This window comes from Geodermatophilus sp. SYSU D01045 (genome assembly GCF_054050295.1).
In genome coordinates this window covers 1-18771 of sequence record NZ_JBJGZB010000048.1, presented here as the reverse complement: position 1 = coordinate 18771, position 18771 = coordinate 1, and the positions used below count along the sequence as shown (strand labels likewise).

General features: G+C 76.4%; 17 protein-coding genes, 1 pseudogene and 1 riboswitch. Of the genes and pseudogenes, 7 read left to right on the top strand and 11 right to left on the bottom strand.

Annotation, left to right across the window (positions count from 1 at the left end):
• Positions 1-79: 79 nt before the first annotated feature.
• Both ACI798_RS22760 and ACI798_RS22755 read right to left on the bottom strand, forming a co-directional pair.
• The gene (locus tag ACI798_RS22760; RefSeq protein WP_457049019.1) at positions 80-547 is read right to left on the bottom strand and encodes an SRPBCC family protein; all 468 of its coding nucleotides are present in this window, start codon (positions 545-547) and stop codon (positions 80-82) included.
• A gap of 85 nt (positions 548-632) precedes the next feature.
• Entirely contained in the window at positions 633-1799 is a 1167-nt protein-coding gene (locus ACI798_RS22755; protein ID WP_457049018.1) for an AGE family epimerase/isomerase, read from the bottom strand.
• A gap of 100 nt (positions 1800-1899) precedes the next feature.
• Between ACI798_RS22755 and ACI798_RS22750 the strand changes: the two genes are divergently transcribed.
• Positions 1900-2670 carry an SDR family NAD(P)-dependent oxidoreductase gene (locus ACI798_RS22750; protein ID WP_457049017.1) on the top strand — a complete coding sequence of 257 codons (771 nt, stop codon included), beginning with the start codon at positions 1900-1902 and terminating at the stop codon, positions 2668-2670.
• Positions 2671-2693: 23 nt separating this feature from the next.
• Here the strand turns inward: ACI798_RS22750 and ACI798_RS22745 are convergent, their stop codons facing one another.
• The 3 genes from ACI798_RS22745 to pdhA are packed head-to-tail and all read right to left on the bottom strand — an operon-like array spanning position 2694 to position 6288.
• Positions 2694-4169: a dihydrolipoamide acetyltransferase family protein gene (locus ACI798_RS22745; RefSeq protein ID WP_457049016.1), complete on the bottom strand. Its 1476-nt coding sequence runs from the start codon at positions 4167-4169 to the stop codon at positions 2694-2696.
• Positions 4169-5149, bottom strand: coding sequence for an alpha-ketoacid dehydrogenase subunit beta (locus ACI798_RS22740; protein WP_456942338.1), 981 nt, complete (start codon positions 5147-5149; stop codon positions 4169-4171). Before ACI798_RS22740 ends, ACI798_RS22745 begins: the two co-directional genes overlap by 1 nt.
• On the bottom strand, positions 5149-6288 hold the full coding sequence (gene pdhA / locus ACI798_RS22735) for a pyruvate dehydrogenase (acetyl-transferring) E1 component subunit alpha (protein ID WP_456942337.1): 1140 nt from the start codon (positions 6286-6288) through the stop codon (positions 5149-5151). The genes ACI798_RS22740 and pdhA overlap by 1 nt, the downstream gene beginning before the upstream one ends.
• Positions 6289-6505: 217 nt before the next feature.
• Between pdhA and ACI798_RS22730 the strand changes: the two genes are divergently transcribed.
• Both ACI798_RS22730 and ACI798_RS22725 read left to right on the top strand, forming a co-directional pair.
• Complete coding sequence (locus ACI798_RS22730) at positions 6506-7006, top strand: Lrp/AsnC family transcriptional regulator (RefSeq protein WP_456942336.1); 501 nt, start codon at positions 6506-6508, stop codon at positions 7004-7006.
• A 37-nt stretch (positions 7007-7043) separates the two neighbouring features.
• Positions 7044-8105 (top strand): M42 family metallopeptidase, encoded by a 1062-nt coding sequence (locus tag ACI798_RS22725; protein ID WP_456942335.1) that lies wholly within the window; start codon positions 7044-7046, stop codon positions 8103-8105.
• A 3-nt stretch (positions 8106-8108) separates the two neighbouring features.
• Here the strand turns inward: ACI798_RS22725 and ACI798_RS22720 are convergent, their stop codons facing one another.
• Positions 8109-8363, bottom strand: coding sequence for a DUF3253 domain-containing protein (locus tag ACI798_RS22720; RefSeq protein ID WP_456942334.1), 255 nt, complete (start codon positions 8361-8363; stop codon positions 8109-8111).
• A gap of 54 nt (positions 8364-8417) precedes the next feature.
• Here ACI798_RS22720 and ACI798_RS22715 point away from each other — a divergent pair, with 54 nt between their 5' ends.
• Entirely contained in the window at positions 8418-8936 is a 519-nt protein-coding gene (locus tag ACI798_RS22715) for a hypothetical protein (protein WP_456942333.1), read from the top strand.
• Positions 8937-8987: 51 nt separating this feature from the next.
• On the opposite strand, the gene ACI798_RS22710 is transcribed toward ACI798_RS22715, so the two are convergent.
• On the bottom strand, positions 8988-10322 hold the full coding sequence (locus tag ACI798_RS22710) for a serine hydrolase domain-containing protein (RefSeq protein ID WP_457049015.1): 1335 nt from the start codon (positions 10320-10322) through the stop codon (positions 8988-8990).
• 15 nt (positions 10323-10337) lie between these two features.
• On the bottom strand, positions 10338-10655 hold the full coding sequence (locus ACI798_RS22705; protein WP_456942331.1) for a DUF3817 domain-containing protein: 318 nt from the start codon (positions 10653-10655) through the stop codon (positions 10338-10340).
• A 102-nt stretch (positions 10656-10757) separates the two neighbouring features.
• Between ACI798_RS22705 and ACI798_RS22700 the strand changes: the two genes are divergently transcribed.
• Positions 10758-11291, top strand: coding sequence for a hypothetical protein (locus tag ACI798_RS22700; RefSeq protein WP_457049014.1), 534 nt, complete (start codon positions 10758-10760; stop codon positions 11289-11291).
• A gap of 39 nt (positions 11292-11330) precedes the next feature.
• Here the strand turns inward: ACI798_RS22700 and ACI798_RS22695 are convergent, their stop codons facing one another.
• Complete coding sequence (locus ACI798_RS22695) at positions 11331-12452, bottom strand: C40 family peptidase (protein WP_456942329.1); 1122 nt, start codon at positions 12450-12452, stop codon at positions 11331-11333.
• A gap of 11 nt (positions 12453-12463) precedes the next feature.
• Positions 12464-12596: riboswitch (cyclic di-AMP (ydaO/yuaA leader) on the bottom strand.
• Between the two features lie 193 nt (positions 12597-12789).
• Here ACI798_RS22695 and ACI798_RS22690 point away from each other — a divergent pair.
• A complete protein-coding gene (locus tag ACI798_RS22690) occupies positions 12790-13014 on the top strand; it encodes a hypothetical protein (protein ID WP_456942328.1) in 225 nt (74 codons plus the stop codon).
• A 54-nt stretch (positions 13015-13068) separates the two neighbouring features.
• A pseudogene (locus ACI798_RS22685) lies at positions 13069-13887 on the top strand (YhjD/YihY/BrkB family envelope integrity protein); the annotation flags it as partial.
• Positions 13888-13910: 23 nt separating this feature from the next.
• Here the strand turns inward: ACI798_RS22685 and ACI798_RS22680 are convergent.
• Positions 13911-16439, bottom strand: coding sequence for a transglycosylase domain-containing protein (locus tag ACI798_RS22680; protein ID WP_457049013.1), 2529 nt, complete (start codon positions 16437-16439; stop codon positions 13911-13913).
• 88 nt (positions 16440-16527) lie between these two features.
• The gene (locus ACI798_RS22675; protein WP_457049012.1) at positions 16528-18567 is read right to left on the bottom strand and encodes a HelD family protein; all 2040 of its coding nucleotides are present in this window, start codon (positions 18565-18567) and stop codon (positions 16528-16530) included.
• Between the last annotated feature and the right edge of the window lie 204 nt (positions 18568-18771).

Here is an 18771-nt window from a genome sequence, read left to right as displayed (position 1 = left end):
GGCGGAGACGGCCGTCTCCGCCGCACGCACGACGGCGCCCGCTCCCTCGGCCGAGGGGGCGGGCGCCGTCGTCCGTGCGCTACTGCTGGTCCGGGCGCGGGACGTCGCCGCGCCAGGCGCCGGTCTCGGTGCCGCGGCTCTCGATGAACTCCTTGAAGCGCTTGGCGTCGGCCTTGACCTGGCGGTCGTCGAAGCCGAGCGCGGCGCCGGCCTTCTCGATGACACCCTGCGGCTCCCAGTCGATCTGGATCATCACGCGGGTCTTGTTGTCGTCGAGGCGGTGGAAGGTCACGACGCCGGCGTGCTTGGCCTCGCCGCCGGTGCTCGCCCAGGCCACCCGCTCCTCGGGGTGCTGCTCGGTGATCTCGGCGTCGAACTCGCGCTTGACGCCGTCGATGTTGGTGACCCAGTGGGTGAGCGTCTCGTTCACCTGGGTGATGCGCTCGACCCCGCCCATGAACTGCGGGAAGGACTCGAACTGCGTCCACTGGTCGTAGGCGACACGGATGGGGACGTCGACGTCGACGGATTCCTGCACGCTGGCCACGGGAACGTTCCTCCTTGCTCGGGACTCGTTGCGGTCGCGGATCCCCTACCCCACCTCGCTGGAGCGGACACACCGACCGGCCTGGTCAGCGCAGCGCCGCGGCCACGCTCCCCCGCACCGGGGCGCCCTCGAGCAGCAGCACCTGCGCCAGGTGGTAGGCGTCCGGCTGCCCCGCCCAGGTGCCGGTGGCCACCTCGCCCGACGGCGTGAGCTCGTGGTGCCAGTTGCCGGTGGCGGGGTCGGCGAAGCGCTCCTCGCCGTGCGCCCACCAGGCCGCGGCCAGGTCGGCGTAGCGGTCCTCGCCGGTGACCGCGCCGAGCACGGTGGCCGCCGCCACCGCCTCGCACAGCACCCAGTGCATCCGCGCGGTCACCACCGGCCGGTCGTCCCAGCCCAGCGTGTACGGGAAGCCCGGCTGCCCGTCGGCGGCCCAGCCCCGGCCGGTGGCGGCGTCGAACAGCCCGACCGCGTCCTCGAGCAGCCAGGCGGGCGTGCTGTCGCCCAGCGCCGCGCGCAGGTGCAGGCACAGCCGCGACCACTCGAACTGGTGCCCGACGGTCACGCCGTAGGGCCGGAACGGGTCGGCCGGCCGGTCCCGGTTGTGCTCGGGCAGCGGCGTCCAGGCGGCGTCGTAGTGCTCCGGGAGTCGCCAGTCCCGCTCGCGGGCCCAGCCGTGCACGATCCGCTCCGTGCTGCGCAGCGCGTGCCCGCGCAGCCGGGCGGCGTGCTCCCCGCCGAGCGCGTCGGCCGCGGCGAGCATGGCCTCGACGCCGTGCATGTTGGCGTTGGCACCGCGGTAGTCCGACAGCCGCGACCAGTCCGCGGTCCACTCCTCGACGGCCAGGCCCGCGTCGTCGTCCCAGAAGTGCCGGTCCCACACCGCCAGCGCCTCGTCGAGCAGCGCCGCGCCCCCGTCGACGCCGGCGGCCGTGGACGTCGCGCCCGCGAGGACGGCGAAGGCGTGCACGTACGCGCTCTTCGTGTCGTCGTCCTCCGCCGCCCGCCAGCCGCCGTGCGTCCCGTCGTGCAGCGGCCCCTCGCGCAGCGCCGCGAGGCCGTGACGGACCAGTTCCTCCGCACCGGGCCGGCCCAGCAGGGTCGCCAGCGCGAAGACGTGGGTCATCCGCGCGACGATCCAGGTCTCCTGCGGGCGGCCGGGCACGAGGGCGCCGTCGGCACCGAGGTAGCCGAACCCGCCCCCGGGCACCCGGGCGCGGGCGGCGGCGGCGAGCAGCCGGTCGAGGTCTGTCACCCCGCCAGCCTGCCCGCGATCATGGCGCCGTGACCACCCGGCGGACCGGATCGGTGGTCACGGCGCCGTGATCGCCGACGACCGGGCCGGAGGAGCAGCAGTGGACGCGTACGTGGTGACCGGCGGCGGGCGGGGAATCGGGCGCGCGGTGGCCGAGCGGCTGCTCGCCGGCGGGGCCGCCGTGGTGGTCGTGGACCTCGACCCGGACGCCGCCGGCTGGGTGGCGGGCCACGCCGCCGCGGGACGGGTGGCCGCGGTCGTCGGCAGCGCCGCCGACGAGGAGGTGGCCGGGCGCGCCGCGGACCGGGCGGAGGAGCTCGGGCGGCTGGCCGGGTGGGTGAACAACGCGGCGGTCTTCCGCGACGCCGGCCTCGGCACCGCGCCGGCGGGCCAGGTCCTGGACCTGGTGACCGCCAACCTGGCGCCGGCGGTGGTCGGCTGCGCGGTCGCGGTGCGCCGGTTCCGCGGCGCCGGCACCGGCGGGTCGATCGTCAACGTCTCCAGCCACCAGGCGCAGCGTCCGGTGCGGGGCGCGCTGCCCTACGCGACGGCCAAGGCCGCCGTCGAGGGGCTGACCCGGGCGGCCGCCGTCGACCACGGCCCGGACGGCATCCGGGTCAACGCCGTGGCGCTCGGCTCCATCCGGACCGAGCGTTACGACGCCGCGCTCGCCGCGCAGGACGGGCAGGCCGCCGAGCGCACGCGCCGCCAGATGGCCGCCCTGCACCCGCTCGGCCGGGTGGGCCGGGCGGAGGAGGTCGCGGACGTGGTGGCCTGGCTGCTGTCGGACGCCGCGGGCTTCGTCACCGGGGCGGTCGTCCCCGTCGACGGAGGACGTGCGGCGTACGGCCCCGACCCCGAGGAGCGCTGACCCCGGGGCCGGGCCGCCACGCGTCAGAACGTCAGCGCCAGCCCCGGGTCGGCCAGGAGCGCACCGACGTCGGCGAGGAACCGGCTGCCGAGCTCGCCGTCGATGATCCGGTGGTCGAACGACAGCGCCAGCTGCGTCACCTGCCGGACGGCGACTCTCCCCTTGTGCACCCAGGGCATCTCGCGGACCGCGCCGAAGGCCAGGATCGCCGACTCGCCGGGGTTGAGGATCGGCGTCCCGGTGTCGACGCCGAACACCCCGACGTTGGTGATGGTGATCGTCCCGCCGGCCATGTCCGCCGGCGCCGTCCGCCCGGCCCGCGCCGTCTCGGTGAGCTCGGTGAGCGCCCCGGCGAGTTCGGCCAGCGACAGTCGCCCGGCGTCCTTGACGTTGGGCACGACCAGCCCGCGCGGGGTGGCCGCGGCGATGCCGAGGTTGACCTCCCCGTGGACGACGATCTCCTGCGCCGCCTCGTCCCAGGAGCTGTTCACCATCGGGTGCCGGCGCGCGGCCAGCAGCAGCGCCCGCGCCACGAACAGCAGCGGGCTGACCTTGACCCCGGCGAACTCCGGCCGCGCCGCCACCCGGGCGCGCAGCTTCATCGTCCGGGTGACGTCGACGGTCAGGAACTCGGTGACGTGCGGCGCGGTGAACGCGCTGGCCACCATGGCCGCCGCCGTCGCCTTCCGCACGCCCTTCACCGGGATCCGCTGGTCACCGGCGGTCGCGGCCACGGGCGCGGGCGCCGCGGCGGGGGCCGACGGGGCGCTGGCGGCCGCGGTGACGTCCTCGCGGGTGATGACCCCGCCGGCGCCGCTGCCGGTCAGCGCGGTGAGGTCGACGCCGAGGTCGCGGGCGAGCTTGCGCACCGGCGGCTTGGCCAGCGGGCGCACCGAGCCGCGGCCGGGCGCGGCCGGCCGCGACGGGGCGGCCACCTCGGCGCGGGCGTGCGCCTCGGCCTGCCGGCCCACCTCCAGGCCGCCGTGCCGCACCGGCTTGACCGTGGCGTCGGGGGCGGTGGCCAGCAGCGGCGGCCGCTCCTGACCGCCGGAGCCGTAGTCGGCGCCGGCGGGCGCGGGTGCGGCGGCGTGCACGGCGGGCGCCGACCGGCGCGGGCGCCGGCGGGCCTCGGTGTTGCGCGGGCCGTAGCCGACGAGCACCGCCGTCCGGCCGCCCGGGGCGGCCCCGCCGATCAGCCCGGCCCCGGCCTCCCCGCCGTCCGCCGCGGGAGCCGCGGCGGCGGGGGCGTCCTCGCCGCCGACGTCGATCGTGATGATCGGCGTGCCGACGTCGACGGTCGTGCCCGCCTCGTGCAGCAGCTCGGTGACCGTCCCGGCGTACGGCGAGGGCAGCTCGACGGCGGCCTTGGCGGTCTCCACCTCGCACAGCGGCTGGTTGACCGTGACGGTGTCGCCCACCGCCACCAGCCACTGCAGGATCTCGCCGTCGGTCAGCCCCTCCCCGACGTCGGGGAGCTTGAACTGGCGCAGCTGCCCCATCAGGACGCCACCACCCGGTCGACGGCGTCGAGCACGCGGTCGAGGTCGGGGAGGTACTCCTCCTCCAGCTTCGACGGCGGGTAGGGGGTGTCGTAGCCGCCGACCCGGAGCACCGGCGCCTCCAGCGAGAAGAAGCACTGCTCGGTGATCCGCGCGGCGATCTCCGCGCCGAGGCCGAGGGTCACCGGCGCCTCGTGGACGACGACGCAGCGGCCGGTGCGGCGCACCGACTCGACCACCGGGTCCAGGTCCAGCGGCGAGAGGGTGCGCAGGTCGACGACCTCCAGCGAGCGGCCCTCCTCGGCGGCGGCGTCGGCGGCCTGCAGCGCCGTCTTCACCATCGGGCCGTAGGCCAGCACCGTGACGTCGTCGCCGCCGCGGACCACCCGGGAGGCGAACAGCGGGTCGGGCGTGGCGTCGGTGTCGACCTCGGCCTTCTCCCAGTACCGCCGCTTGGGCTCGAGGAAGACGATCGGGTCGGGGTGCGCGATCGCCTGCTGGATGCCCCAGTAGGCGTCGACCGGGTTGCTGACCGCGACCACCTTGAGCCCGGGGGTGTGCGCGAAGTACGCCTCGGGGCTCTCGCTGTGGTGCTCGACCGCGCCGATGCCCCCGCCGAACGGGATGCGGACGACGATCGGCATCGCCAGCTTGCCGCGCGAGCGGGCGTGGATCTTGGCGACCTGGGTGACGATCTGGTTGTAGGCGGGGAAGACGAACCCGTCGAACTGGATCTCGCAGACCGGCCGGTAGCCGCGCATGGCCAGGCCGACGGCGGTGCCGAGGATGCCGGCCTCGGCCAGCGGGGTGTCGACGACGCGGTCCTCGCCGAAGTCCTTCTGCAGTCCGTCGGTGATGCGGAAGACGCCGCCGAGGCGGCCGATGTCCTCGCCCATGAGCACGACCTTGGCGTCGTCCTCCATGGCGCGGCGCAGGCCGAGGTTGAGGGCCTTGCCGATGGTGAGCGTCTCGGTGCCCATCAGTGTCCCGCCCCCTCGAAGCTCGCCTGGTAGGCCTCGAAGGCCGCCTGCTGCGCGGCCAGGTGCGGCGTCTGCTCCGCGTACACCTGGTCGAACATCGCCGTGCCCGGCGGGTCGGGCATCTCCAGCGTGCCCTTCCGGATGCGCGCGGCCAGCTCGTCGGCCTCGGCCTCGACGGCGTCGAAGAACTCCTGGTCGGCGATGCCGCTGCGGGACAGGTGCGCCTTCACCCGCGCGATCGGGTCGCGCAGCTTCCACTCCTCCAGCTCGCTGGCCAGCCGGTAGCGGGTGGGGTCGTCGGAGGTGGTGTGCGCGCCCATCCGGTAGGTGAACGCCTCGACGAACGTCGGGCCCTGGCCCTCGCGCGCGGCGGCCAGCGCCGCCCGGGTGACGGCGAGGACGGCGAGGACGTCGTTGCCGTCGACCCGCACGCCGGGGAAGCCGAAGCCGGCCGCGCGCTGGTACAGCGGCACCCGCGACTGGCGCTCGAGCGGGACGCTGATCGCGTACTGGTTGTTCTGGCAGAAGAAGACGACCGGGGCCGAGAAGCTGGCCGCCCAGATCATCGCCTCGTTGACCTCGCCCTGGCTGGTGGCGCCGTCGCCGAGGAAGGCGAGCGTGGCGCTCTCCGCGCCGTCGCGCTGCAGGCCCATGGCGTAGCCGGTGGCGTGCAGGGTCTGCGCGCCGATGACGACGGTGTAGAGGTTGAACCCGGTGTCCACCGGGTCCCAGCCGCCGTTGTCGACGCCGCGGAACAGGCTGATGACGTGCAGCGGGTCGACGCCGCGCACCCAGGCGACGCCGTGCTCGCGGTAGGTGGGGAAGGCCGTGTCGTCGGCGGCCATCGCGCGGCCGGCGCCGATCTGGGCGGCCTCCTGGCCCAGCAGCGAGGCCCAGATGCCGAGCTCGCCCTGGCGCTGCAGGGCGGTGGCCTCGACGTCCCAGCGGCGCACCAGCACGAGGTCGCGGTACAGCCCGCGCAGCTCCTCGTCGCTGATCTCGAGGGAGTACTCGGGGTGCTCGACCCGCTCGCCCTCGGGGGTCAGCAGCTGCACCAGGTCCGGTTGCTGCGGCAGGTGGGGCGCCGCCGCACCGGGTACGGGGTCCACCGCCTCCGTCGTCACGCTCGGCACGCTCACGCGCTCCTCCTCGCCGTCGGCCGCGCCGCCGGGGTCGCCGGCCGGTCGCGGTGCTGGACGTCCTGTGTGGGCACCGGGGTGTGGCACCACTCACACATCGTGGCACGACCGACCCCCTGTGGAGCACATCACCCCTCTCCCGGATTGCGCAAGGTCGGAACGGCGGACTGCGCAGGATGACAACTGCTCGGACGTCCGAACGTGTCAGACTGAGCACATGCCGCCCGGTCCGGACCGTCTGGACGCCACCGACGCCCGCCTGGTGCAGGCGCTGACCGACGACCCCCGCGCCACGGTCATGGCCCTGTCCCAGCGGCTCGGGCTGGCGCGCAACACGGTGCAGGCGCGGCTGGCCCGGCTGGAGTCCAGCGGCCTGCTGGCGCCGTTCGACGCCCGGGTGCGGCCCGAGGCGCTCGGCTACCGGCTCGGCGCCTACGTGACCGTGCAGGTCGTGCAGCGCAGCCTCGAGGAGGTCGCGGCCGCGCTCGCCGCGCTGCCCGAGGTCCTCGAGGTGACGGCCCTGTCCGGGGCCGCCGACCTGCTGGTGCGCGTGGTGGCGGTGGACGCAGACGACCTGTGGCGGCTCACCGAGCAGGTGCTCGCCGTCCCCGGCGTGGAGCGCACCGACACCGCGCTGGCGCTGCGCCGCTACGTCGACCACCGGGTCGCCCCGCTGCTGGAGCGGGCTGCGGGGGCGGACGCGGCACCGGCCGGGTAGGACGGGTCCGACCGCCGACGCCGCCCCGAGGAGCCCCGTGGCCACCCCGCTGCCCGACCTGCTCGACGTGCTGCTGCGCACCTACGGCCCCTGCGGCGAGGAACAGGCGGTGCGCGACGTCGTCCGGCGGGAGCTCGAGCCGCCGGCCGACGAGGTGTCGGTGGACGCCGCGGGCAACCTGGTCGCGCTCCTGCACGGCCGGGACCGGTCGGCCCCGGCCGTCCGCGTCATGGCACACCTCGACGAGCTGTCGATGATGGTCAAGCGGGTCGAACCCGACGGCACGCTGCGGGTGAGCTCGCTCGGCGTCATGTACCCGGGCAACTTCGGCCTCGGCCCGGTCGCCGTCCTCGGCCGGCGGGAGACGCTCACCGGCGTGCTCACCCTCGGCTCGGAGCACACGACCACCGACAGCATGCGCATCTGGGAGACCAAGCCGGACCAGGGCGGCAAGGCCATGGACTGGTCGCACGTCTACGTCTTCACCGGGCGCTCCGCCGAGGAGTTGGCCGCGGCCGGCGTGCACCCCGGCACCCGGGTGTGCGTGCACGCCGACCGGCGCGGGCTCACCCGCTTCGGCGACTTCGTCGGCGGCTACTTCCTCGACGACCGCGCCGCGCTCACCGCCCTGGTCGGCGCCGCCCGGCTGCTGCGCGGGCGCCCGCACGGCGACGTGTACCTCGTGGCCACCACCAGCGAGGAGATGGGCGGCATCGGCGCCTCCTACGCCGCGCGGACCCTGCCCGGCGACCTCACCGTCGCCCTCGACGTCGGCCCCGCGGAGGCCGAGTACCAGGTCACCGTCGACGGCGGGCCCGTCGTCGCCTACGCCGACGACGCCGTCGTCTACGACCGGGCCGTCGCCGACGCGCTGGTCGACGCCGGTCGCGAGCTCGGCGTGGACCCGCAGACGGCGGTGTGGCAGTCCTTCGACTCCGACGCCTCGCAGGCGAAGGCCTCGGGCCAGACGGCGCGGGCGGCGCTGCTGAGCCTGCCCACGTTGAGCACGCACGGCTACGAGGTGCTGCACACCGGCACCGTCGACCGGACCGCCCGGCTGCTCGCCGCCTTCCTCGCCCGCCCGCTGCCGCTCGGCTGACGCTCAGCCCGTCACGCGGCGGACGCGCACCGGGCCGCGGGCGGTGGCGACGTCGACCACCGCGCCGCGCTGGGTGACCTCGACCCCGCCCCGCCGCGCGAGCCGTCCGGCGGCCGCGCGGGCCTGCGGCATGAGGTCGCGCCAGCCTTCGGGATCGACCGCGCGGGCCGCCTCCGACGGGCAGATCGTGGCGCCCGGTGCGCGGGCGTCGAGCAGCGCGTCGATGGCCCGCTCGAGGGCCGCGCCGGCGTCGTCCACTCCCCCAGGATGCGCCCGTTTCCCCTGGTGAGCGCGGCGGGTACCACCGACGGCATGGCGAGGCGAACCCCCGTGGGGACGTTCGGCAAGGGCAGGCGCGGGATCAGCACGCTCGGCTGGGCGGTGCGCGGCGCGGCCGCCGGGGCGGCGGGCAGCACCGCGCTCAACGCCGTCACCTACCTGGACATGACCGTCCGCGGCCGCGGGACCAGCTCGACGCCCGAGCAGACCGTGGAGAAGCTCGCCGAGAAGGCGCACGTGCCGATCCCCGGCGACGACGAGACGCGGCAGAACCGGGTCCAGGGGCTCGGGCCGATGACCGGCCTGGTCGCGGGCGTCGGCGTGGGCGTCGTCGTCGGACTGGTCCGCGCCTCGGGCTTCCGGTCACAGCCGCTGGTCGGGACGCTGCTCACCACGCTCGGCGTCCTGGTGGCGGCCAACGGCCCGATGACGGCGCTGGGCATCACCGACCCGCGCAGCTGGTCGGCCACCGACTGGGTCAGCGACCTCGTCCCGCACCTGGTCTACGGCGCCGTCGTCAAGACCACGATGGACGCCTTCGACCGCCCCTGAGCCGGTGCACCTCCGCGGAAGTGCACCGGGCAGGTCCGCGGAGGTGCACGCTCAGCCGGCCGTCGCCGTCCAGCCGCGGGGGTCGACGTCGCCGGGGACGGGGGCGGCGGGGTCGTAGGGCGTGCGGGTGAAGACGAACGTGCCCAGGTCCAGGTGGTCGTCGGCGATCCGCAGTGGCTCCCCGGCGTAGTAGCCGTCCAGGCCCACCCAGGTGCCGTCGGCGTCACGGCGGAAGCGGCTGGCCCGCCCCGAGCGGCCGGGCAGCGGGCCGAGGTGCAGCAGGCCGCCGTCCACCGCGCGCAGCGCGTGCGGCGCCGGGCCCCAGTACCAGGTGCCCAGCTGCTCCAGCGGCACCGGCGGCTCGGCCGGGCGCCACGGCTCCGCCACCCGCGGCTCGGCGGCGCGCAGGTCGGCGAGCAGGCCGGGGACGAGCACGTCCAGGCCGCTGGTGGTGTTGGCCAGGGAGACGCCGCCGGTGCCCTCCTCGCGGTCGACGAACACGCCGGCGAGGAAGCCGGGCATCGAACCGCCGTGGCCGGTGAGCGTGCGGCCGTCGACCCGCAGCACCTGCAGGCCCAGCCCGTAGGCCGACCAGGCCGGGGAGGAGCCGTCGACGCCGGCCGGCACGGCCATCTCCTCGAGCGTCGCCGGGGACAGCACGTCGCCGGTGTCGCCGAGCAGGAAGGCGGCGAAGCGGGCGAGGTCGGCCAGCGTCGCCCACAGCTGCCCGGCGGCGGCCATCACGCCGGCGTCGTGTTCGGGCTCGGGCAGGACGACGTCGGCCCACGGGTGGACGGCGTACCCCTGCGCGGCGCGGCCGGACGGGCGCGGCGTCGTCCGGGTCATCCCCAGCGGGGCGAGCACCTCCGCGGTCACGACGTCCTCCCACGACCGCCCGCGCAGCCGCGCCACGAGCTCGCCGAGCAGGCCGAAGCCGAGGTTCGAGTAGTGGAAGCGCCGGGCCTCGCCCAGGACGACGTGCTCCCCGGACAGCCGCAGGTCGGCCAGGGATCCGCCGGGCACCCGCTCCCACCAGCCGCCCGGGCTCTCCGCGGCGGCGCCGGCCAGGTGCGAGAGCAACTGCCCGACCGACCGGTCGCCGAACGGTGTTCCGGGCACGTGCCGGTCCAGCGGGTCGTCGAGGGCCAGCCGGCCCTCGTCCCGCAGCCGCATGACCGCGACGGCGGTGACGGTCTTGCTGATCGACCCGAGCCGGTACTGGACGTCGGTGTGCGGCTCGTCGACGTCGCCGCGGCCGGCCGACCAGGCCAGCCCGCCGTCGCGGACCACGCCGGCGACCAGGCTGGGCGCCCGCCCCTCGCGCTGCACCCGGGCGGTGCGGGCCAGCAGGGTGCGGGCGGTCGAGGGCAGCACGGGTTCCGGCATGACCGGAACCGTAGGTCAGGCCCGGACGGGCGCCGCCAGCCGCCCGGTGCGCCCGGCCCAGCGCTCGAACACCACGGTGACCAGCGGCGGGACCGAGGCGGCCAGCGCGAGCAGCGTCGTCCACCGGGACCAGCCGAGCACCCGCGCGGCGACCAGCGCCACGACCACGTAGGCGACGAACACCGCGCCGTGGACCGGCCCGAACACCTGGACGCCGGCCTCGGAGGTCTCCGGCACGTACTTGACGTACATCCCGGCCAGCAGGCCGACCCAGGACAGGGCCTCGGCGACGGCGACGGTGCGGAAGGCCAGGGCGACGGTGCGGGGGTTCATCGGTGCGCGGTCCTCGGGTCGGGGGCGGTTCCGGAGGGTCAACGCGGCAGCGGGCGGCGACGTCCCGATCTCCGGGTGTGAGGTGCGTGGCAGGGTCGGGCCGTGCGGGGTCTGGCGCGGCGGGAGTTCTGCCTGGTCCTGCTGCGCCGGATGGCGGACCTGCGGCCGGACCTGGTGGCCGCGGCCCTGCCCCGCCTGGGCGCGACCCGCGCCGAGGCGCACGCGGCGCACACCCGCTGGCAGGCGCTGCACCACGCGCGGCGGGCGCCGCGTGGCGTGGCACTGCGCGCCGCCGTCCTCGGGCCCGCCGAGGAGGTGGAGGACCGCCGGTTCGGCGACCTGGACCTCGAGGTCCGGCGCTGGCCGCTGCCGCTGTGGCCGCACCTGCGCTGGGAGGTGCTCGCAGCCCCCGGCGGCAGCGTGCTGCACGAGCACCTGGTGCGGGCGCCGGGCTCCCCGGTCCCGCCGGCGGCCGACGGGCGGCTGCGGGTCTGGGAGCACGTGGTGGCCGACGTGAGCCGCCTGCCCGGCGCGCAGGAGGTGGACCCGAGGGTGGTCACCCGCTGGGAGGTGCGGCTGCCCTCCGGCGCGACGGCGGCCTTCGTCCGGGGCCTGCTGCAGCGGGTCCGGACGTGATCCGTCCCGGCACCTGGTGACGTGGGGGCAGGGAGGTCCTCACCCGATCCGGCGGGCGCCGGCGTAGCCGCCCATCACGTCGATGCCGGCGACCTTGACGACGTCGCCCGACGTCGGCGCGTGCACCATCTGGCCGTTGCCGATGTAGATGCCGACGTGGCTCACCGGGCTGTAGAAGAAGACCAGGTCACCGGGCTGCAGGTTCGCACGGGAGACCGGGGTGCCCATCGTCGACTGCATCTTGCTGGAGTGCGGGAGGCTGATCCCCGCGGCACGGAAGGCGTACTGGGTGAGGCCGGAGCAGTCGAACGCGTTGGGGCCGGCGGCCGCCCACACGTAGGGCTTGCCGCGCTGGGCCATGGCGGTGGCGACGACGGTCCCGGCGACGCCGCTGGCCGGCGCGGCCGCCGGCGCCGGCTCCTCCGCGGACGACGACCCGGAGGCCGACGCGGTGTCCTCGCGCTCCTCGTCGCGGCTGGCGCGGGCGTCCTCGGCGGCGTGCGCCGCGGCGGCGGCCTCGAGGGCGGCACGCCGCTCGTCGGCGGTCAGCCGGGCGTAGTCGGCCTGGTAGGCGGCGATCTGCGCCTCGAGGTCGGCCTGCTGGGCGGCCACGGCGTCGTACTGACGCTGGGCCTCGGCGGCGGCCTCGGTGGCGGCGGCCTGCGCGGCGGTGGCGGTCTCGGTGGCGGCCGCGGCCCGGCCGAGCAGCTCGCCCTGGTAGCCGGCGACGCCCTGCAGCAGCGTGACGCGGTTGACGAACTCGTCGGCGTCCGCGCTGGTCATGAGCGCCTGCAGCGAGCCCATGCTGTCGCCGGTGTACGCCGACCGGGCGATGCCGACCACCTGCCGGCGGGCGGTGTCCACGGCGGCCTGGGCGGTGGCCAGCTCCGCGGCGGCGGCGTCGGCGGCGGCCTGCTGGGCGGCGAGCGCCTCGCGGGCCTCGTTGAACTGCTCGGTGACGACCTCGAGCTCGTGGCCCCGGGCGGCGACCAGCTGCGCGGCCTCGGCGGCCGTCGTCGGCTCCTCCGCCCCGGCCGGCGCCGGGACGGCACCCAGCCCGAGACCGATGCCGAGGGCGCCGACGAGGGCGAGGGCGGCCCGGCGGCCGCGGGAGCGGCCGGTCGCGGGCATGCCGGGGACGGACGTGCGCAGGGACGCCACGCGGCGGTCTCTCCTTCTCCCAGGCCGCCTACCGGGTTAGCTGACGGGTTCGGGCGTGGAGTCGCCCGGCGCGTGCGGACACGCGCTACACCCCAGGACTGCGATGGGTCCCCGGCCCGGTCCCCGCGGAGGGGATCCGGCTCGACGGCGTCCGCGGGGTGTCACCCGGACTGGTGACGGAGCGCCCCGTTGGACGTACTGAGCGTAAGGTCCGTGACCGGCGTGTGACAATCACCCCGGTGTAATTACATCGGTCACGAACGGTGATGGGGTGGCTCCGGGAGGTTGCCGACCCCCGCCGGTTTGCGCGGCCGCGGGGACGTGTACCGATTGCTGCATGTCCTCTTCCACGCGGATGCGTCTGGCCCGGCCGCTCGTCGCGCTCGCCCTGTTCGGCTCCCTGGTCGCCTGCGGTGACAACACCGACTTCTCGCGCGGCCCGACCAACTGCGACGCCTCCGGCGAGAACGCCAGCAACGAGAACGACGCCAGCTGCCAGGAGACCGGCCAGAACCCCGGCAACGACGCCCCCACCACCGACGACGCGAGCACCGACGACTGAGCGCCGCCCGGTCCCCGGCGGGCGCCGGGCCGCCGGGACTGGTGGCATGGGCGCGTGAGCCCGGGACGCAGGTGGACGGCGGCCCGGGTGCGCGCCGAGACGCGGACGCTGCTGGCCGGTGCCCGCCGTCTGCTGCACGGCCGTGACCTCGCGCTGATCGGCGCGGGACTCACCTTCTACGCCGGCATCGCGGTGGTGCCGCTGGTGCTGGTCTCCGTCCGGCTGACCGCGCTGGCCACCTCGGCCGAGGAGGTGCGGGCGCGCAGCGGGCGGCTCGCCGAGCTGCTGCCGGCGTCGCTGGGCGCGCCGGACGCGGTGGCCCGGCTGGTCGACGCCGGCGTCCGGCTGGACCTGCTGGGGTTCGCGCTGGCGCTGCTGCCGCTGTCGCTGTACGGCGAGGGGCTGCGGCGGGCGCTGATGCGGTTCAGCCGGCGGCGGGAGAACCTCACCGGCTGGCGGGGCCGGCTGCTCGCGCTGCCCCTGGTCGTGGCGACGCCCCTGCTGCTGTACCCGCTGCTGCTGGCCGCCACGGTCATGGCCGACCTGGCCCGCGAGGACGGCGCCGGGCCCGCGATCGGGCGGTTCGCCGTCGGCTACTACTCGGTGCTGTTCGTGCTGACCGTGCCCATCCTGTGGGGCTATGGCGTGGTGGCCGGCGGCCGGCGCCGGTGGGGCGCGCTGGTCAGCGGCGCGCTGTTCACCGCCGCGTGCCTGTCCGGGTTCCTGCAGGGCTTCGTGCTGTTCCTGTCCCTGCCGCTGGACCTCGGCGCGCCCTTCGGCGGCCTGGTCGTGGTCGGCGCCGTGGTCGCCATCGGCCTGTGGCTGTTCCTGCTGCACCTGGTCCTGCTGGCCGGGTGGCTGCTCACCCAGTCCCTGGACGAGCGGCTGGGGCGGCGTCAGGCGTCCGGTCGCCAGGGTGAGCCGGGTCCGCCACCCGGCGCCGGGGGCTCGGTCGCGGGCGCGGGCGGCTCCGGTGCGGGCGGCTCCGGTGCGGGCACCGCCGGCGCCGGCGGCACCTCGGTCGGCGGAGGCGGCGCGGGCGGCGGCTCCGGCGCCGGGGGCGGGGTCGACGGCGATGGCGGGGACGACGGCGGGGGCGGGGAGGACGGCGGCGGGGACGACGACGGCGGGGTCGTCCCGGGGGCGCTCGGGGGCGCCGGGTCGGCCGGCGGTGCGGGCTCCGGCTCCACGTAGTCGCTGCCGTTGCTCACCAGGATCGACACCACCTGGCCGGGCACGGCACGGCCGCCGCGGGGCGGGCTGGTGCCCAGGAGGGCGCCGGACGGCTCGTCGCTGTCGACGCGCACCGTCCGCGGGGTGAACCCGGCGTCGGCCAGGGTCCGCTCGCAGGCGCGCACGCCGGAGCAGCCGGGCACCGGGCGGGTGTTGCCGTTCTGCACGGTCTCGTCGGCCGGCGGGAACTCGCCGCTGCCGCGCGCGGTGAGGATCGGCTCCATCGCGTCGTGCCAGATGGTGGCGCCCTTTCCGCCACCGAAGCCGCCGACGTCCTCGTTCTGCTTGGGGTTGAGGACCATGACGCTCGCGGTGATCTCGGGCGTGTAGCCCACGAACGCCACCGAGTAGTTGTCCTGGGAGGTGCCGGTCTTGCCGGCGATCTGGTGACCGCGGACGTAGGCGCGGGCCCCGGTCTGTCCCGGGTTCCCCGGCTCGACGTCCTTGCGCAGCATCTGGTTCATCGTGTTCGCCACGCCCGGCGGGACCGCCTCGGGCGTGCACCGGTCGCCGACCGCGAGCGGCTCGCCGCCGGCGCCGGCCGCCGGCTCGCCGTTCTGGTCGAGGACGGCGGTCACCGGGACGACGTCGCACTGCGTGCCGCCGGCGGCGAACGTCGAGTAGGCGCTGGCCAGCGCCAGCGGGCTGGTCGCCTCGGCGCCGAAGGTGAACGACCCGCGGTTCTCGTCGATGATCTTCTGCGCCAGGCCGGGCGGGCTGAACTGGAACAGCCCCGCCGCCTCGGCCATCCGCACCGGCTCCTCGACGCTGCCGAGGGCGTCCTCGAGCGCGAGGAAGTAGGTGTTGGAGGACTGGTACAGCGCCGTCGTCAGGTCCAGCGTCGGGCGGTAGCCGGACCCGGCGTTGCGGACGCAGTACCGGCCGTCGGTGTCCCGGCCCTCGCAGGGGCCGCTGTAGACCCGGGAGACGTAGGGGTCGGGGGCGGTGAGCGTGTAGTGGGAGGAGTAGCCCCGGGCCAGGGCCGCGGCGGCGACGAAGACCTTGTACGTGGAGCCCGAGCCCTGGCTGGGCGCCACGTTGAGGTTGAACGACTCCTGGGTGCGGTCGGCGAGGTCGTAGCCGAAGGTCCGGTTGACGCTCATCGCCAGCAGGTGGCCGGTGCCGGGCTCGACGGCGGTGAACATCGCGGCCAGCGAGTCCTCCCGCGGCAGGGTCTCCAGCACCGCGGCGTCGCCGGAGCGCTGCAGCTCGGGGTCCAGCGTGGTCTGGACGGTGTAGCCGCCGTTGTCCAGCTGCTCCTGGCTGAGCCCGAGCTCCTGGATGAGGTACCGCTGCACGAAGTCGCAGACGAACGGGCCGACGGTGGCCTGGACGCAGCCCCGGGGCGGGGCGGGCGCGGGCGCCAGCCCGAGCGGCGCGGCCGCGGCCGCGGCCGCCTCGTCGGCGGTGACGAAGCCCTGCTCGGCCATCCGGGACAGGACCTCGTTGCGCCGCGCGGTGGCCGCCTCGGGGTCGGTGAACGGGTCGTCGTTCACCGGGCTCTGCACGAGGCCGGCCAGCAGGGCCGCCTGCGGCAGGGTGAGCGCGGCGGCGTCGACGCCGAAGTAGGCGCGGGCGGCCGGCTGCACGCCGTAGGCGTTCTGGCCGAAGTAGACGATGTTGAGGTAGCGGGCGAGGATCTCGTCCTTGCTGTAGAGGTCCTCCAGCGCCAGGGCCAGACGCGCCTCGCGCAGCTTGCGGCCCACCGTCTGCTCGGTGGCGGCGGTCCGCTCCTCGGGGGTGTCGGCGGTCTGCAGCAGCGTCTGCTTGACCAGCTGCTGGGTGAGCGTCGAGCCGCCCTCGGCCACCTGCCCGGCGGCGATGTTGGTGACCAGCGCGCGCAGCGTCCCCTGCACGTCCAGGCCGCGGTGGCCGTAGAAGCGCGAGTCCTCGATGGCCACCATGGCGTCCTTCATGACGTCGGCGATCTCGGAGGGCTCCACGGGGTCGCGGTTCTCGTCGTAGAAGTACGTGATCGGCTCGCCGTTCGCGGCCAGGAGCACGGTGTTCCCCGGCGGCGGGGCGTCGGTGAACTCGGTGGGCAGGTCACCGAGCAGCCCGGTGGACTGCTGGGCGGCGATCGCGGGACCCCCGATCCACGGGAGGAGCAGGCCCGCCACCAGTGCCCCGGCGACCACGATCGTCGCGGCCAACCGGAGCAGCGTGCCGGCCCGGCTGTCCTGCCGGTCCATGGGCCTCCCTCCCGTGCGCGCACACTGCAACAGAGATCACGTCCGGCCACAACGACCCGCGCCGTGCGGTGCTGCGGTCGGGGGACGCTCAGACCTCCAGCAGGGCGGGCAGGTCGTCGCGGTGCAGCACGACCAGCGTGCTCACCGCCCGGGTGAGCACGACGTAGAGCCGGGACAGCCCGCGCGGCTCGGCGGCCGCGATCGCCGCCGGGTCGGCCACGACGACGGCGTCGAACTCCAGCCCCTTGGCCAGGGTGGCGGGCACGACGGCGAGGCGTCCGGCCGCCGAGCCGTCGTCGGCGAGCACCGCCGCCGGCAGGTCCGCGGCGGCCAGCAGCCGCGCCACCCCGGGCACGTCGGCGTCGGCGCAGACGACGCCGACCGACCCGGGGCCGGCCGCGAGGTCGGCGACCACCTCGGCCAGCGGCCCGGCGAGGTCGGCGACCGGCCGGACGGCGAGCGCACCGGGGTCCCGGCGCACGGCGGTGGCCGCCGGCAGGCCGGGCGCGATCGCCGGCAGCAGCCGGTTGGCGTAGTCGAGCACCTCCCCCGGCACCCGGTAGCCGCGGGTCAGCGGCCGGACGGCGGTGTCCGGGCGGCCCAGGCCGGCGAGCGTCGGCGCCCAGTCGGCCGGCGACCAGGGGCTCGTGGCCTGCGCGAGGTCGCCGAGCACGGTGAGCGACCCGGCGGCCAGCCGGCGGGCCACCGCGCGGCACTGCATGGGCGAGAGGTCCTGCGCCTCGTCGACGACGACGTGCCCGTAGCCCGCCGTCCGCTCGAGCAGCCCGGCCACCTCGTCGACGAGGACGGCGTCGGCGTCGGTCCACGCCGTGGCGCGCACCGAGCGCGCGGCCGGGCGGTGCAGCAGCGCCTGCTCGTCGTCGGTGAGCACGCCGCGGGCGGCGCGGGCCAGGACGGCGGGGTCGCCGAGGAGCTCCGCGACCAGGCCGGCGGGGTCGCGGGCGGGCCAGACGGCGTCGCAGAACTCGCGGACCTCGGGGCTGCGCGCAGCCCGGCGGGTCTCGGCGTCGGTCGGGCTGCCGCCGGCCTCCTCGCTCTGCCGCCGGGCGTCCTCGGCGAGCAGCAGCGCCAGCCGCTCCCGCCCGGCGGCGTGGTGCAGCCGCTGCTGGTCGTCGGCCACGCGGCCGCGCCGCCGCAGGTCGTCGACGTACCGCTTCAGCCGCTCCACCGGCACCCGGTGGCGGCGGCCGGCCAGCGGGACCAGGACGTCGTCGGCGGGCTTGGCGATCGAGCCCCACAGCGCCCGCTCGAGCACCTGCGCCATGCGGGCGTCGCCCTTGAGGACGGCGACCTCCGGGGCGTCCTGCGCCCGGACCGGCACCCGGCCGGTCAGCTCGGCGACCGTCGTCTGGTCGACGTCGACCTCGCCGAGGGTGGGCAGCACCTGCTCGATGTAGCGCAGGAACGCCCGGTTGGGTCCGACGACGAGGACGCCGGTCCGGGCCAGCTGCCCGCCGTGCGTGTAGAGCAGGTAGGCGGCGCGGTGCAGACCGACGGCGGTCTTGCCGGTGCCCGGCGCGCCCTGCACGCACACCGACTCGGCCAGCGGGGCGCGGACGATCTCGTCCTGCTCGGGCTGGATGGTGGCGACGATGTCGCGCATCGGGCCGCTGCGCGGGCGCTCGATCTCCTGGAGCAGGACCCGGCTCGAGGTGTCGTCGCGGAGCAGGGCGCCGTCGCCCTCCTCGCCGACTCCGAGCAGTTCGTCCTCGTAGGAGGTGAGCTCACCGCCGGCGAAGCCGAACCGGCGGCGGCGGACCAGGCCCTGCGGATCCGCGGCGCTGGCCCGGTAGAACGGCCGGCTCATCGGCGCCCGCCAGTCGATGACCACCGGCCGGCCGGCGGCGTCGCGGACGTGCCGCCGGCCGATGTGGAAGGTCTCCCCGGCGCCGTCGGTGCGGCCGAAGAAGGGCGGCACGCCGGGGTCGGCGGCCAGCGAGCGGAGCCGCTCGGCGCGGGCGGCGCCGAGGCGCTCGGAGGCCCAGGCGTCGACGCCGGCGTCCACGACGGTGGAGGCGGCGGTGCGCATCTCGGCGAGGCAGTCCTCGGCGAGGGCCAGGTGGGCACGCTCGGCGGTGAGGACGGGGTCCGTCGCGGGGTCGGTCACGGTCGTGTCGGTCGGTGTCGCTGACACGGCCGGTGGACGTTACGCCGTCGTGTGCTGCTCGTCACACCCGCCCCCGGGCCGGGGGGGGGGGGGGGGGGGGGGGGGGGGGGGGGGGGGGGGGGGGGGGGGGGGGGGGGGGGGGGGGGGGGGGGGGGGGGGGGGGGGGGGGGGGGGGGGGGGGGGGGGGGGGGGCGGGGGGGCGGC